General features: G+C 53.8%; 8 protein-coding genes and 2 pseudogenes. 6 read left to right on the plus strand and 4 right to left on the minus strand.

The genetic code is table 11. From position 1 onward, the window contains the following. The first annotated feature begins 29 nt into the window (after positions 1 to 29). The gene (locus tag AC0CW1_RS14490) at positions 30 to 1214 is read left to right on the plus strand and encodes a M24 family metallopeptidase (protein ID WP_488183715.1); all 1185 of its coding nucleotides are present in this window, start codon (positions 30 to 32) and stop codon (positions 1212 to 1214) included. A 16-nt stretch (positions 1215 to 1230) separates the two neighbouring features. Here AC0CW1_RS14490 and AC0CW1_RS14495 read toward each other — a convergent pair whose 3' ends face one another. Then, positions 1231 to 2097, minus strand: a complete 867-nt coding sequence (locus AC0CW1_RS14495; protein ID WP_488183716.1) for a YhfC family intramembrane metalloprotease — start codon at positions 2095 to 2097, stop codon at positions 1231 to 1233. Positions 2098 to 2495: 398 nt separating this feature from the next. On the opposite strand from AC0CW1_RS14495, the gene AC0CW1_RS14500 reads away from it, so the two are divergent. After that, positions 2496 to 2636 (plus strand): hypothetical protein, encoded by a 141-nt coding sequence (locus tag AC0CW1_RS14500; protein ID WP_488183717.1) that lies wholly within the window; start codon positions 2496 to 2498, stop codon positions 2634 to 2636. Positions 2637 to 2699: 63 nt separating this feature from the next. Here AC0CW1_RS14500 and AC0CW1_RS14505 read toward each other — a convergent pair whose 3' ends face one another. Both AC0CW1_RS14505 and AC0CW1_RS14510 read right to left on the minus strand, forming a co-directional pair. After that, a complete protein-coding gene (locus AC0CW1_RS14505) occupies positions 2700 to 3905 on the minus strand; it encodes a gluzincin family metallopeptidase (RefSeq protein ID WP_488183718.1) in 1206 nt (401 codons plus the stop codon). A gap of 145 nt (positions 3906 to 4050) precedes the next feature. After that, positions 4051 to 5628 carry a 4Fe-4S dicluster domain-containing protein gene (locus tag AC0CW1_RS14510; protein WP_488183719.1) on the minus strand — a complete coding sequence of 526 codons (1578 nt, stop codon included), beginning with the start codon at positions 5626 to 5628 and terminating at the stop codon, positions 4051 to 4053. Between the two features lie 521 nt (positions 5629 to 6149). Between AC0CW1_RS14510 and AC0CW1_RS14515 the strand changes: the two are divergent. Together AC0CW1_RS14515 and AC0CW1_RS14520 are read left to right on the plus strand one after the other, a co-directional pair. Next, positions 6150 to 6842 (plus strand): annotated as a pseudogene (locus AC0CW1_RS14515) (MASE3 domain-containing protein); the annotation flags it as partial. Positions 6843 to 6887: 45 nt separating this feature from the next. Next, complete coding sequence (locus AC0CW1_RS14520; RefSeq protein ID WP_488184169.1) at positions 6888 to 7961, plus strand: ATP-binding protein; 1074 nt, start codon at positions 6888 to 6890, stop codon at positions 7959 to 7961. Positions 7962 to 8048: 87 nt separating this feature from the next. On the opposite strand, the gene AC0CW1_RS14525 is transcribed toward AC0CW1_RS14520, so the two are convergent. Next, entirely contained in the window at positions 8049 to 9887 is a 1839-nt protein-coding gene (locus AC0CW1_RS14525; protein WP_488183720.1) for an HD domain-containing phosphohydrolase, read from the minus strand. A gap of 333 nt (positions 9888 to 10220) precedes the next feature. Here AC0CW1_RS14525 and AC0CW1_RS14530 point away from each other — a divergent pair, with 333 nt between their 5' ends. Then, positions 10221 to 12272 (plus strand): methyl-accepting chemotaxis protein, encoded by a 2052-nt coding sequence (locus AC0CW1_RS14530; protein WP_488183721.1) that lies wholly within the window; start codon positions 10221 to 10223, stop codon positions 12270 to 12272. A 754-nt stretch (positions 12273 to 13026) separates the two neighbouring features. Then, a pseudogene (locus tag AC0CW1_RS14535) lies at positions 13027 to 14364 on the plus strand (Druantia anti-phage system protein DruA); the annotation flags it as partial. Positions 14365 to 14392 lie beyond the last annotated feature (28 nt).

Below are 14392 nucleotides of genomic sequence, written 5' to 3' on the forward strand. Positions count from 1 at the left end.
TGAATTTTAAGAGAGAAGGAGATGAGCCCATGCGCTATACACCCGCCGAAGAATTGGAGACACGGATCGTCCGGTTCCAATCGATGCTGCGCCAGAAAGAACTGGATGGCGTACTGATCGTGCAAAACGCCGATCTCTTTTACTTTTCCGGCACCATCCAGCGGTCCCACCTTTACATCCCGGCTGAGGGCAAAGCGTTGCTTATGGTCAAACGCAACCTGGAGCGGGCGCGGCAGGAGTCAGCCTTGGAACAGATTGTCCCCCTCGACAACCCCAAGGAACTGCCGGCTATGCTGGCCGCTTACGGCTTCGGCGTCCCGGCGCGGCTTGGGATGGAGTTGGACGTGCTGCCGGTACTCCACTTCCAACGCTACCAGAAGCTCTTCGCCGCCAGCCGCATTGAGGACGCATCTTCCCTGATCCGGACAGCCCGGGCTGTCAAGACGCCCTTTGAATTGGAACGGCTCGGCGAGGCGGCGGCCTTGAACCGGATCGTCTTCGGGAATGTCCCTCAATGGCTGCGTGAAGGGATGACCGAGTTGGAACTGGCCGCTGAGGTGGAGGCTTGTTTCCGCCGCCACGGACACCAGGGATTGACGAGGACCCGCGGGTTCAACATGGACATCAGCTACGGTCACACCCTCTCCGGCGCCAACCTGGCGGTGCCGTCTTTCTTTGAGGGGCCTATCGGCGGCGTCGGCCTCAATCCCTCCTTCACGATGGGCGCTGGCACTAAGGCGATCGGTCGCGACGAGCCGGTCATGGTGGACCAGGTCGGCGTCATCGATGGCTACGGCGTGGACCAGTCCCGCCTCTTCTGCATGGGCCGGCTGCCGGCTCACCTGGAGCGGGCGCACGGGGTTGCCCTGGAGATCCTCGCAGGTTTGCGGGAAAAGGCCCGCCCGGGCGTGACCGGCGGAGAACTGTACGACTTCGCCCTGGAAAAAGCGAAGGACTACGGCCTGGCCGATCACTTCATGGGCCACAAAGAAAAAGTGGCCTTCGTCGGCCACGGTGTCGGCATCGAGTTGGACGAGCTTCCCGTCCTCGCCAAAGGCGTCAACATGCCGATGGAAGAGGGGATGGTCTTCGCCCTGGAACCGAAGTTCATCTTCCCGGAAGGAGCTGTCGGCATCGAAGATACCCTTGTCGTCCGCGCCAACGGCTTGGAGACGATCACAGTCTTTGATGAAGGGGTCATCTACCTGCCGTAGGGTGTATGTGGGATGGTCACCGCTTCTTCTTTTTCTCACGGCCGTTCTCCCGGCCTCTTTCTCCGCCACGGCCGCGCTCTTTTGTCGGTGCGCCGGCGGGTTCCTCGGCGACTTCCGGAAAAAACCGCCTCGACCAGTAGATAAAGAGCAGGGAGACCCCGAAGAGCGCGATCAGGTAGAGCATCAGATAGATCGTGTCATAGCGGGCCGATTGGTAGAGGGCGACGGGAAAGTCGATGATGGCATGAGCGGCGATGGCGGCGAAGAGGAATAAGATCTTTCCTTGCCGCACCCCGTAGAGAACGAGCAACGACAGGGCGATCTGCATGGCGAGGGCAATGATTCGCTCCACTCCCCCGGCGAGGAAGGCGATGGGCGGCGTCGACAACAGGAGGTTTTTCGCCTGTTCCAGCGCCGCGGGAGGCAGGTTGCTCCCCAGGTTTTCCAGGGTTCCTGTGTTGATCATGCGCGCCATCAGGACCGACTGAACGCCCATGATGCCGCCGATCAAGAGCGACTCGACGCCGCCGTGGCCGAGCCCGTAGGCGAGGCCGTCCTTCCAGGCCCGGAGTTGCTTTAGCCAGGCTGTAAAGGCGATATACCGGCCGACCTCCTCAAAGATGCCGGCCACCAAGGCACCGTAGAGGGCGAACCAGAAGGGGCTTTTCATCAAGGCGGCCGTGAAGGGGTTCACGTCGAGGACATAGACGTGGACCATCTTTTCGAGGCCCTGCGTAAAGAAAAACCAGACAAGGGCGCCGATGGTGACCGCCTTCCAGGAGATCTGGTGGCGCTGGTGCAGGTAGATCAGCAGGCCGACAGGGACCCCGATGGAGAACAGCACCGAAAGGGACATAGAAAGGATCGACAGATTGCTGACCAAGGGAATCCTCCTCGGATGACGCACGAAATGCCTGTTGGAAGACTAAAAGTCGAACAAAGCTCATTCTTAGGTGTCGCCAAATCAGGGCGGGAGTATACGAAAAAACAATGGTCCGGCGGTTACTTTTGTACCGCCGGACCATTGTTTTCCATACCTTGTTATTGGAGGCAGTACTAACAAACAGATTCCATCGGAAAGGAGGCTGCAGGCATGGGTGGTTATGGTTATGTGGGCACCGGTTTCGGCGTTGTCGCCGGTCTTGTCATCACCCTGATCGTGATTGGCGCCTTTTACCCCAGCATCGTCGGATTTGGTTACACCGCTCAGTAACTTTATCGGGAAAAGCCCGGTGACGATCCAGCAAGTGCTCTAAAAAAGGTCGAAGGGAGGGTTTCCTAATGAGTCATTGTGGTCCTGTCGGTCCTGCTTGCGCACAAGGCGGCTATATCGGCAACTGCATCGTCGCCCTCGCCATCCTGATCATCATCATCGCCATCCTGGGCACAGGTTTTGGCTTTGGTTACGGATACGCCGGTTAAATGTAGCAGTGAACAGGCAAACCAAGAAAAGCGTGGGGAACTGCCCTCACGCTTTTCTTGCGCCTACAACCCTGCCGCAAAGTCCCGCTCGAAGCGCGTGATGGATAGACCGTACTGGGCCTGGAAGCTGGCGGCGACACCGCTGTTCCGGGCGCCCGCTAAAAAGGCCCGCAGTCGCTCTTCGCCGTATTTTTTGATCAGGTGGTCGACGGCGAGATAGTCCTGCCACTCCACATTGTAATCGGCGCGCAGGATATCTTCTTCCGAGGCGGAGAGGGGGAGGATGCGACCCTCCCTGGCGGCCCGTTCGATCTGGCTGTCGAGGGATTTGGCCAGCCGGCGCGCCATAGCGGGGTTGACCTTCTTCACCGCCGTCATCCCGGCGTCCCAGGCGACGCCTTCGTTGACCCAAGTCGGCAGTTTGCTGCCGAGGCCCTGCTCGTTGAAGACGACATGGACCAACTCGTGGGTGAGGACGTTGGCCAGGCTCGATTTATCCTGGAGGGAGTAGAGGGGGATCCAGACGTCTGTTCCGATGCAGATGCCGTTCGTGTTCTCAACGATGGGGGTGATCAGATTCGCCTCGACGCCTGCCTCGACCAGGGCGTTGCGGTAAGCGCTCTTTGTCGAGTAGAGGACGACCACCGTCTGGTCGGAGGGCGCCTGGCCCAGCTTGGCTTGCACGATCGGCAGGGCGGTCGCCTGCACCGTCTCGGCGGCCTGCCGGACGATGCTCTCCGGAACGCCGCTGTCGCCGGCAAGGATCTGGATGCCCGTAGACGTCTTCTGGCTCCGGCTGATCGTCTCCGGGTCGGCGGGGCGGGGGAGGTGGCGGTTGCCGAAGTGCCTGGCCAACAGTTCCCGAGGGTCCCGGCCCTGAATGAGTAGCTGGTCGTTGATCGCTTCCACATTGTTGATGATCTCGCTCAGGCGGCGGTTGAGTTGCTCCTTCACCTGCTCCGGATCGTCCATGGCTTCTTTGACGCGGTCGACGCCGCTTTTGAGACCATCGACGACGGTGACCTGGGCTTTGCTGTAATCAAGGCCCGTCAGGCGGTCTTTCACCGCTTCTGTCCACTTATGAAGGGAAGCCTGCACTTCTTGGAAGGAAGGAAGGTTAAGCTTTTCGGACAAGCCGGGCCGATTCGAGCGATCCGTCATATCCGATGGGCGCGGAAAGTCGGACAGGCCCGACCCGAAAGGGGAGAACAAGCGCCAACCGGCGAGCAGCAGCGCCGCGACGGCGAGAAAAGTTAGCAGTTTTCTCACAGTTGCATTCCCTTCTGTTCAATCTTATGAGCGGTATTCGCCAGGAACAAAGAGAATCCTTCGGAAAAAACAGAGGGAATCGTTGGCGCATCCAAACAAAGACAGCGGCGCCGGCTCTCGCATTTGGAGCCTGGCGCCGCTGTGTTTATCCGCAGTCGATGCAGGAAAGGGCTTCGGCGATGGTCTTGGCTTTTGTCTCCTCGCTGTATGTATCGATGATCTGGCGGGCTTTGCGGTTGTGGTTGAGCGACGCCGGACCGCCCACACAACCGCCGGCGCAGGCCATGCCCTCGATGAAGTTGCCTGGCGGGCGACCCACCTTGGCCTGCCGGAGCGCCTTGATGCAGGCATCGAGGCCGTCCACCTGGACCGGTTTCAACTCCACCGACACGCCAGCCTCCTTCAGCGCCTGGGCGATGGCTTCCGCGACACCGCCGCAGCGGGCGAAGCGGCGGCTGAAGGGAGAAGCCTGCTGAAGTGGCTCGTCGGGGCACTCAGACAGTTGAATGCCGGCGGCGTCAAACATGGCCAGGATCTCTTCGAAGGTGAGGGCCAGGTCGATATAGTCGCTGCTCTTGGGCAATCCGATCTCCACTTTCTTGGCGTAGCAGGGGCCGATGAAGACCGTCTTTGCGCCGGGGTGCAGCTTTTTCACATAACGCCCCACCGCCACCATGGGCGATACCGAGGTGGAGATGTTCCCTGTCAGCGTGGGGAAACGCTTTTCAATGAGGGAAACGAAGGCGGGACAGCAGGAGTTGGTGGAGTTGGTCAGGAAAGAGCCTTCCTTCAACTTCTCCGCCAACTCCTTCGCCTCATGGTCAAGGATCATGTCGGCGCCGAGGGCTGCCTCATGGACGGCGGCAAAACCGAGTCTTTTCAAGGCATGGTGGACCTGGCCGATGGTGACGCCGGGAAACTGGCTGGCCACCGAGGGGGCCAGGACGGCATGGATAGTGCCGTCTTGGGGTTTCAGCATCTCCACCGCCTGGGGGATGTAGGAGATGTCCGAGATAGCCCCGAAGGGGCAACTGATGGCGCAGTGGCCGCAGGAGACGCATTTGTTGGGGTCGATGCGAGCGATTTTGTCCTCGCCGTACTGGATGGCTTTGACGGGACAAGCCTTGATGCAGGGGCGTTGCATATCGGTGATGGCGCCGTAGGGGCAGACCTGATGACAGCGGCCGCATTCGATGCACTTTTGCTGGTTGATGTAGGCGAGACGGTTGATCTGGGCGATGGCGTTGACAGGGCAGGCCTCGATGCAGCGATGGGTAATACAACCACGGCAGGCACCGGTGACAGTGAAGCGGTCAACGGGACATTCATCACAGGCGATGTCGATGACGCGGACAAGCGGGTCGGTCACAGCAGGTCTGCTGTCCTCCTTCGCGTTGTTGACGTTCACCGCCACGGCACCGCTCCCGCTGGATCGCGAACTGGCGGATGCGCTATCGACGTTCTCGGACGCCTTCGTCGCCGACTCCGTAGGCGGCGCCTCCCCGCAGGCCAAGCGGACCCGCACGGCCGCGACGGCCCGCTCCTTATAGACGCAGCAGCGAAAGCGCGCCTTATTTCCTTGAAAGACAACAGTGGGGATAAACTCGCGATGCTCCTGCAAGGTTCCTTCCATCGCCATCTTGGCGACCTGCTGGAAGACCTCATGGCGGATCATCTGGATGGTCGTCTCATATTTTCGTCCGTTCACCGATTCGTTCGGCATGGCTTGTCCTCCTTTGGCGAATAAAATACGACTTCGTGTAGGTTTGATCGCTTCAATCCCTATACGTATTAGACACAAAGGATGCAAAACCTTGCTTTGGCCCTGTTGAGGAGCGCAAAAAAACGACTTGTTTCTGAATACTACTTGTAGCGGATGGAATAGACGGTCCATGTTCCTCGAAAGGTATGGTTCCTCTACTCCAGCGCTTTCACATCGAGAGAACGCTCCGGCTTTGGAGATACCGCCACATCAATATCAATTTTCAGTACCTCTTCCCAGTTTGACTACCTCTTTCCGGCCGATGGGGATCTGTTCAGATTGGGCCCGATTCTCCGGAGTGGCTGAGAATCGGGCGTGTTTTTTTACTTTACATCCACAATTCGACAAGGTTTTCTCGGAATATCAGGCATAATAAAACTATTATAAAGATATGAGACACTAGGGAGAGGCATACAGTGAGGTATAAAAGTCAAGGGTGCGGTGAGGCAGCAGCGCCAGAGTGGCGCATGAACGCGCAGGCCATGGTTACGTCATCGACAGGATTCACCTATGCAGCGGTGCTATTGTCAGCCTGTCTGGTTGCGACCATTTTTTTACCTTTATGGGAAAGACAACACTTTGTCCTGCATGCAGTTTTCGAACTCCTCTGCGTGTTGTTCGCCTTGTCCGGCTTTATCATCACATGGATTCTCTTTGATAAAGGAAGGCCGGAAAGCCATCTCTTTGGCTTCGGATTTCTGGCTGTCGGTTTGTTGACGATTCTTCATGTCTGCGCTTTTCTCGGAATCTTGGCGATACCCACGGGAATCCATCATGTGGCAGGCCGGTTCTGGTTGACCGAGCGACTTGTTGAATCCACGATTTTTCTTATCGCTTCTGCCGGCATTTCCTTCCGGATAAATCGGTGGGCATGGCTCTTTCTGACGCTGCTGGGAACATCGACGATCTCCCTCGCCATTGTCTCCATTCCGGGCTTCTTTCCAACGCTGTTTATTGAAGGTCAGGGCGGGGCCACAACGGCGAATATAGTGATTGAATACAGCATCACGGTTATTTTTTTCGCCAGTCTCATCATGCAGTTGCGGCAAAGACCGCTGCAACAAAAAGGAGATAACCAATATGTCATTTTGGCCTTCTTGCTGGCCTTGCCGGTGGGAGCGCTTTCTAACGTTGACTCCATGCGCTCCTTTAACAGCCTACTCATCCACATGCTGAAAATCTGTTACTATTACTTTTTATTCAAAGGACTTTTCGTCCACATGATTACGTCGCCATACCGGGAACTGTCGGTGGCTTCCGAGCGTTTTTACAAAATATTTCATGCGAGTCCAGCGAGCATCTCCATCATCACCATCCAAGGATACCGGTACGTCGATGTCAATGAAGCCTGGATGAGGTTGACGGGCTATTCGCGAGAGGAAGTCATCGGCAAAAGTCAACAAGAATTCGGATGCCTCAACCAGGATACCCACCGGGCCATCGCCAACCAGCCGGTGCAGAACATCATCGGTAAATTTACCACGAAAAGCGGCGAGGTGCGGGAAGGGCTCATCACCACGGAAGTCATCGAATTGGATGGCGTGCCATGCTTGTTTTACGTCACCATCGATGTGACCGAAAAGAACGAGTTCGAACGGGAGTTGGCCCGCCTCGACCGGTTGAATCTGGTGGGACAGGTAGCCGCCGGGATCGGCCACGAGATCCGAAACCCGCTGACGACGGTGCGCGGATTCCTGCAACTCTTTGGCGCCAAAGCCGACTTGGTCTCCTATGACGAGTATTTCCAATTGATGATCAGTGAACTGGATCGGGCCAATGACATCATCACCGAATTTCTCTCCCTGGCCAAAACCAAACCAAAGCAATTAAAGCGGCAGGATCTCAACGAGATTATCGTCAGTCTGCACCCCTTATTGATGGCGCAAGCCTTCAAAATAGACAGACATCTCGTTACTGATCTCGGCCGAATTCCCTTGTTGGCGCTGGATGAAAATGAAATCCGCCAACTCCTCTTAAACCTCGTTAACAACGCCATGGACGCGATGAAACAAAAGGGAACAGTGACGATCCGAACATACGTAGATGGCGAGCGCGTCCTGTTGGCCGTCCGCGACGAGGGAGAGGGGATCCCCGAGGATATCCGAAGCAAGATCGGCACCCCCTTCTTTACGACGAAAGCCCATGGCACAGGACTGGGGCTGGCCACCTGCTATACCATCGCCGAGCGCCATCGTGGGCGGCTCGATTATGTAACAGGTCCGAACGGGACCACCTTCTTTATCGCCTTTCCACTTGAAGCTGAAGCGAGTGGAGATTTGGACATTGCATCTTAGCCGAGAAGCAGGTTCCATAGAATGCAAAAGGCAAAAAATGGCCCCTCCTAACGCCGTCGAAATGGCTGCTGATAGGAGGGGTCTTGTTTATGCCCAGGATTTTCCGAGAACTTTCTCGACGAACACCCTGGCGACCGCTTCGTCGAACTGGGTTCCGGCATGTTTTTTCAGTTCCTCGATGGCCCTGTCTTCACTGAGTGCATCTCGATAGGGTCTTACCGCCGTCATCGCTACAAAAGCGTCGGCAACGGCCAAAATCCTCGATGGCAAGGGAATGGCGTCGGCAGCAAGCCGTCTGGGGTAGCCTGTGCCATCGATTCTTTCGTGGTGCGCCAGGACATAATCGGCGATCCGGGTAAATTCATGGACGGAACGGAGGATCTGGTAGCCGATTTCCGGATGGCGATGAACCTCTGCCCATTCCTGCGGGCTCAGCGGGCCGGGCTTGTTGAGCACGTGGGCGTCGAGTCCGATCTTGCCGATGTCATGAAGGATGCCGGCGATGCCCAACTCAATAATGTCGTTGGCGTTCAAGCCAAGGGCGACACCAAGTTCCTTGCTGAGGTAGCCGACCTGTTCACTGTGGAACTGCTCTGTCACATCCTTCTCATAGAGGCTTTTCGAGATCAGCTTGATCGTCTCGCTTTTCATGCTCATGCTCTCCGAGAGCTTGCGCCGGTACATATCGTCTTCTGCATAGGTGAAAACTTTTGAGATGTTTTCCCGGAGATCATGCTTCGTTCCCCAGCCGAAGGAAACGGAGAGGATCGCCTTTTCCAGTTTCTTACGGCTCAAGGCTTCTTTCAAGCGTTCCACGATTTTTTCCGTGCTGGCGCCATCCGTTTTTGGCAGCAGAATCACGAACTCATCGCCGCCGATCCTGGCGAGAACGTCGCCGATGCGGCATTCTTTTCTCAGTGTTGCAGCGATCGTCTGCAGCAGCCGGTCGCCTGCTAGGTGTCCGAAGGCGTCATTGGTCAGTTTTAACCCGTTCACATCCGCAATGACCAGGGAGATGGGCAGGTTGTCTATCGAATCGATCCGGCGCAGTTCTTCTTCGTAAAAACGCCGGTTGTACAGGCCGGTCAACTGATCATGATAACTGAGATAGCGGACCCGTTCCTCTGACTTTTTTCTTTGTTCGATATTGCGGCTGACGCCGACGATCTCGATCTCCCCTGTGGCGTTGTAGCGGAATTTCGTCGATACTTCCACCCAGATGATTTGGCCGTTTTTACAGGGCTGCTGGATCTCATTGATGTAATAATTGGGCGCGTCAGGGTTCTCCTGGAAAAAGGCAATGTCAGTGGCAATAGATTCCATGACCAATGCTAAAGAATCAGGCGTCAAAGACTGCTCCAGCGTTTGCGCCATGGCCTCTTCCGCCGAATAGCCGCGCAGATGTTCAATCGCCGGACTGATATAGGTGAACTTCCCCAAGGTGATATTGAAGACCCAGATCACATCAGAAGCGAATTCGGTTAAGAGACGGTACTTTTCTTCCGTATTCCTTAGCTCCGCTTCAACACGCAGTCGTTCAGCGAGTTCATTCAACTGCCTCATCTCTTTGGAGACATCGATAAAGTAGGTAACAAAGTAGAAGGGTTGCGGAGAATAGGCTGTAATGCGATACCACCGCTGCAAAGATGCTGAGAATTGTTCAAACTCTTTGCAGCCGCCATGGATGGCAATTTCGCCGTATGCGCGGATCCAATCAAATTCTGTTTCGCCAAGGGCAGGCAGCACTTCGGTCACCCTGCGGCCGATGATCTGGTCTGCCTGCCAGCCTGTTAATTGTTCAAAAGACGGATTTACCTCGATGAATTCATAGTCGACGGGATTTCCTGCGTCATCACAGATGATCTTATGGTAGGCATACCCGGTCGGCGCGTTTATCACAATGGCTTTGTAAAAATCATTCTCCATAGGTTTTGCCTCCATTCCCAGAACGGGCGCAGATTCCGCCGGCATTGAGATTTCGATAATAACAACTAATAACATGTAACATATATCTGTTCCACAAAGAAGCGAAGAATCCTGTCAGAAATTGTGGTCGTCGGAAAAGAAATTGGCTGCCGCCGAGGCGGGAGGCAGCATGGAGAAAGCATCTTCAGCGAGGATGCAGGAGAAATAGAAAGCAAAAGGCCCAGAATGACGCTGTGACGGTTCGTCAAAGCGGTGAACAGCCTTTGTAACCTATTTGCTCAGACAATATACTTTCAACATACGACAAATACGGGATGAAAGAGGGGGCCGCGATTGAGTCACCTTACCATTAAGAAAAAAATCGTCATCGCCACGCTGTTCTCCATCCTGCTCATTACATCAGCCGTCGGCGCATTGATCTTTAAATCCTACAACGACGAAATCCGAACCTACGGAATCGAACAAAAGAAAATCTCCAGCGAGAATTTCGACCGCCTGCTGCAGGGCGATGTGGCCATGATGTCATCGACGATGGATGCCTTGATGAACAACCCGCAGATCGCCGAGATCTACCGGCAGCGCAACCGGGAGGCGCTCTATGCCGCCACATCGCCCCTATTCCAACAACTCCGGGAACGCTATCGCATCACCCACTGGTATTTCCATACGCCGGAGCCGGAGAAAAAAGCCTTCCTGCGCGTCCACCAGAAAGAGACCTTCGACGACGAGATCAAACGGGTCACCTATTTACAGGCGATCGAGACAAAGAAAACAGCCGCCGGGCTGGAACTGGGCAAGACCGCCTTTGCCCTGCGCGTCGTCTCGCCCTACACCTACCAGGGGCAGTTGATCGGCTACATGGAATTGGGTGAGGAGATCGACCACTTCCTGAGCATCCTGAAGGAACAGACCGGCTATGAATACGGGATGCTGATCAAGAAGAATTATCTCGACCCGAACGAATGGGCCAAACTGCGGAAAAACCGGGGCCTGGCGAACAACTGGGACGACCAGTCCGGCGTCGTCCTGGTGGACCAGACCGATAAGGCGTCGGCGATCTTCGATTACGCCGGCACTGTGGAGGACCTGCCTGACGACGGTCAGGTCTTACAGGATGTCAAGCAGGACGGGTTGGTCTTTACCAAAGCCATCTTCCCCATCTTTGACGCCGGCCATCGGAAAGTGGGTGCCGTCATCGTCCTGCGCGACATGACAGCGGCCTATATGGAGATGCAGAAAAAAATGGCCCTCCAGATCGGCGTCGTGCTCCTGATCAACATGGCTGTCATCTACATATTGACCCGCCTGATCTACCGACCCATCGTCGACCTGGGCGCCCTGGCCAAAGAACTGGCGGCGGGAAACCTGAATGTGCTGCTCGACGACAACGGGCACAACCACGATGAGATCGGAGAACTGAAGAGCGCCATCGCCGCTAACGTGAACGACATGCGAAACCTGATCACCCATATCCGCGAAAAGTCGACCCGGGTGGAGGAACTGTCGCGCCACCTGAATACGGCCTTCCAGGAAATCAGCGACGTGACGGAAGAGGTGTCCCAGAGCACCCAGGCCTTGGCCGAAGGCGCCGCGACACAGGCCGAGGAGGCGGTGAATGCCCGCGACCTGGCGTCACAGATGATCGACATCAGCCAGGTCGTCGACCGGGAACGCACGAGCCTGGTCCAGATCGTCGGCCATACGGTGTCCCTGACCGACGACGGCAACGCCAAGATTCATGACGCCGTCGCCAAGATGGAAGGGATCGCCGAGACCAATCGGGAGACGGTGGAACAGATCAAGACGCTTGCCCAACGCTCCCAGGAGATCGGCTCCATCGTCGACATGATCACATCCATCGCCGCCCAAACGAACATGCTCGCCCTGAACGCAGCCATCGAGGCGGCCCGCGCCGGCGAACTGGGGCGCGGCTTCGGCGTCGTCGCCGATGAGGTCAACAAGCTGGCCGGTGAGTCGGGAACGGCCGCCCGGCAGATCGCCGAACGGATCAGCGGCATCCAAACCCTGATCCGTGACATCACGGAAAACATCAACGAAGGCGCCAGCCGGATCGTGGACGGCGTTCGCGTCGCCAACCTGGCCGGCCAGGGCTTCCAGGAGATCGCCCAGTCGGTGGGCCAATTCCTGAGCGAAGTCGATAAGCTGAACCGGGCGACAGAGGAACTGGTGAACAAGTCCCAGTCTGTCATGACCGTCATCAACCATGTGGCCGCCGTGACGGACGACTCGAAGAAGGCCACCGAGAACATCTCGGCAGCGACGGAGGAGCAGTCGGCGACGATGCAGGACATCAGCGCCACGTCGCAGAAAATGGCGGGGATGTCGACGGAGTTGTTGGAGGTTGTGGGGAAGTTTAGGATGTGAGGAGATACGTGTTTCCTCATAAAGTAACAGCCGTTAAGCTGATAGCCCCCCTATGGTAGATAAAAGGACTACCATTGGGGGGCTACTTTAATCACAAACTAAATATAACATAAATAATAGAATGCAAAAGAAATTAAGTAGCTTAAGTAAGATGTTGCGGGAAAAGGTCGAATAGCGGTAACGTAACCATGGGCAATTAATATTTAGGATTATTATTTGACAGACTAGAAATTGGCATATAATAGCTGCTAAAAAATAAAATTAAAACATTGCAGTTCATGACTGACACGAAATTTTTCTTTCTTTAACCATATAGGTTCAGATTTCTAGATAATCATAATATGGAGGCAGTAATAAATTGATCATTCAATTATCTCCCCCGCTTGAAGGAATAGCTGCTGAAAGATTTATAGCTTTAGCAAAACAACTTGCGCGTCTTCAAGAGCGTAGACTCCCGATTGAATTTTGTGATTTATGTGATTCTGAAATCAACTGGTCCAAAAGCCATCCGCATCTTAATGGGCATCGTGAGGTCTATGAGGCCTGTGCACGTGTTTTAATAGATTTAGCTCGACTAAGATGGTTAGTACATGTGGATGGTTATGGTATTGAGCTTCATTCCCCGAACTTCCGACCGGAGCGACGTTTAACTCAAGCAGAAATAGCACAGTACAAGAGCTATACAAGACAAGAGTTACTTACCCTTCGAGATGCCCAACTATGCGATCCTTCTGTTCAGCGCTTTATTCAAAACATGGAGCAACCAGGACAAAGCAAAAAATCAGTGCTACATTTAATAGCAGATGGTAGAGAGTTATATTCTCGCTTGCAACCAGCTGTAAATGCTAATGGTCAAATAAGAGAAAGCTTACTTTTTAATGTTGTAAAGCCCTATCTTCAATTAGTACCTAGTGATGGTCAAGCGAATGAAAAAGATCAGTTTACCGGGTTATTGTTAAGAGACATATGGCGTTACTTTAGGTTTACATGGGTAATCCCACAGCTTCCTATACCGGGGCGACAACTCTTATATCTTGTCCGAGATGCGGCGCACCCATATCATGCAATAATTGGCATCGCGGCATTAAGCAATAGTGCGATGCAATTGAAAGATCGCGATACATACATTGGTTGGACATATGAGGCTTTTACAAAACATGTCAGGGAAATACTGGAATCACCATCCGAGACTGTTGAGTTAGAAAGTTTATTACATCGGCTTGAATACAATATTTCACAAGCTTTAGAAAATATTGAATTCGCGGGATTAGTAAATGTTGATGAGGTAAATACTCCGTCTCCTGAAATTATTGCCCGACTTCGTCGAAAAAGTGAACAATTTGCTTCATTGAGGGAGGATGCATTAAAAGAATTACTAAGTGATGAGGACCAACTCCTATTTATTCAAGAAACAGAGACTGACGGAGGAGAACCGCCGGTTTCAGAGGATTTATTAGCACTTGAAGGAAAACGCCTTACTAGAAAAGCTTTTATAAAAGCACACAAAATGCTGGTAGCAAAAAAAAGAGCTTTTGATTTGGCTCGCTTACTTCAGAGTCGACTTACTCTCAGAACTATCCGTCAGAGTTTTGTAAATCCATCCAACACTTTGAATGTATTGCAGAAAGAGGAGTTCAAGACTGCTGTAAATACTGCCCTAATGGCAAATAAAAGTGCCCGAGTTGGTTCTAATATGTTGGAACTTACAACTTGCGGTGCGATTAAACCATATAACCTTATATTAGGGGGGAAGTTGACATCTTTATTATTGTTAAGCCCTCAGGTGCTGGATGATTATAGAGATAGATATGCTAACGAACCATCGATCATAAGTTCCCAATTAAAAAATGCTCATGTTTATCGGGATTCAACTCTAGTTTACATTGGCACAACTAGTCTTTATGCTCAAGGTAGTAGTCAATATAACCGGCTAAGAATTCCTGCGGGAATTATAGCTCCTGATCAACCAGAAATTAAATTCAATCAAGTTGGATATACCAGTGGATTTGGCACTGTACAGTTTTCACCTGAAACAGTTAGGTCAATAGAAAAGGTACTAGAACAAAAATTAGGTTATCAAAATGTAAATAGTATATTCGGAGAGGGTCCCAGCCCTCGAT

Source organism: Heliomicrobium sulfidophilum (genome assembly GCF_057715735.1).

What these genes read in the sequence shown, in the direction of transcription:
- AC0CW1_RS14490 (WP_488183715.1), top strand. Translation starts at nt 30, where the DNA reads ATGCGCTATACACCCGCCGAAGAATTGGAGACACGGATCGTCCGGTTC.
- AC0CW1_RS14500 (WP_488183717.1), top strand. Translation starts at nt 2,496, where the DNA reads ATGAGTCATTGTGGTCCTGTCGGTCCTGCTTGCGCACAAGGCGGCTAT.
- AC0CW1_RS14525 (WP_488183720.1), bottom strand. Translation starts at nt 9,887, where the DNA reads ATGGAGAATGATTTTTACAAAGCCATTGTGATAAACGCGCCGACCGGG.
- AC0CW1_RS14520 (WP_488184169.1), top strand. Translation starts at nt 6,888, where the DNA reads ATGATTACGTCGCCATACCGGGAACTGTCGGTGGCTTCCGAGCGTTTT.
- AC0CW1_RS14510 (WP_488183719.1), bottom strand. Translation starts at nt 5,628, where the DNA reads ATGCCGAACGAATCGGTGAACGGACGAAAATATGAGACGACCATCCAG.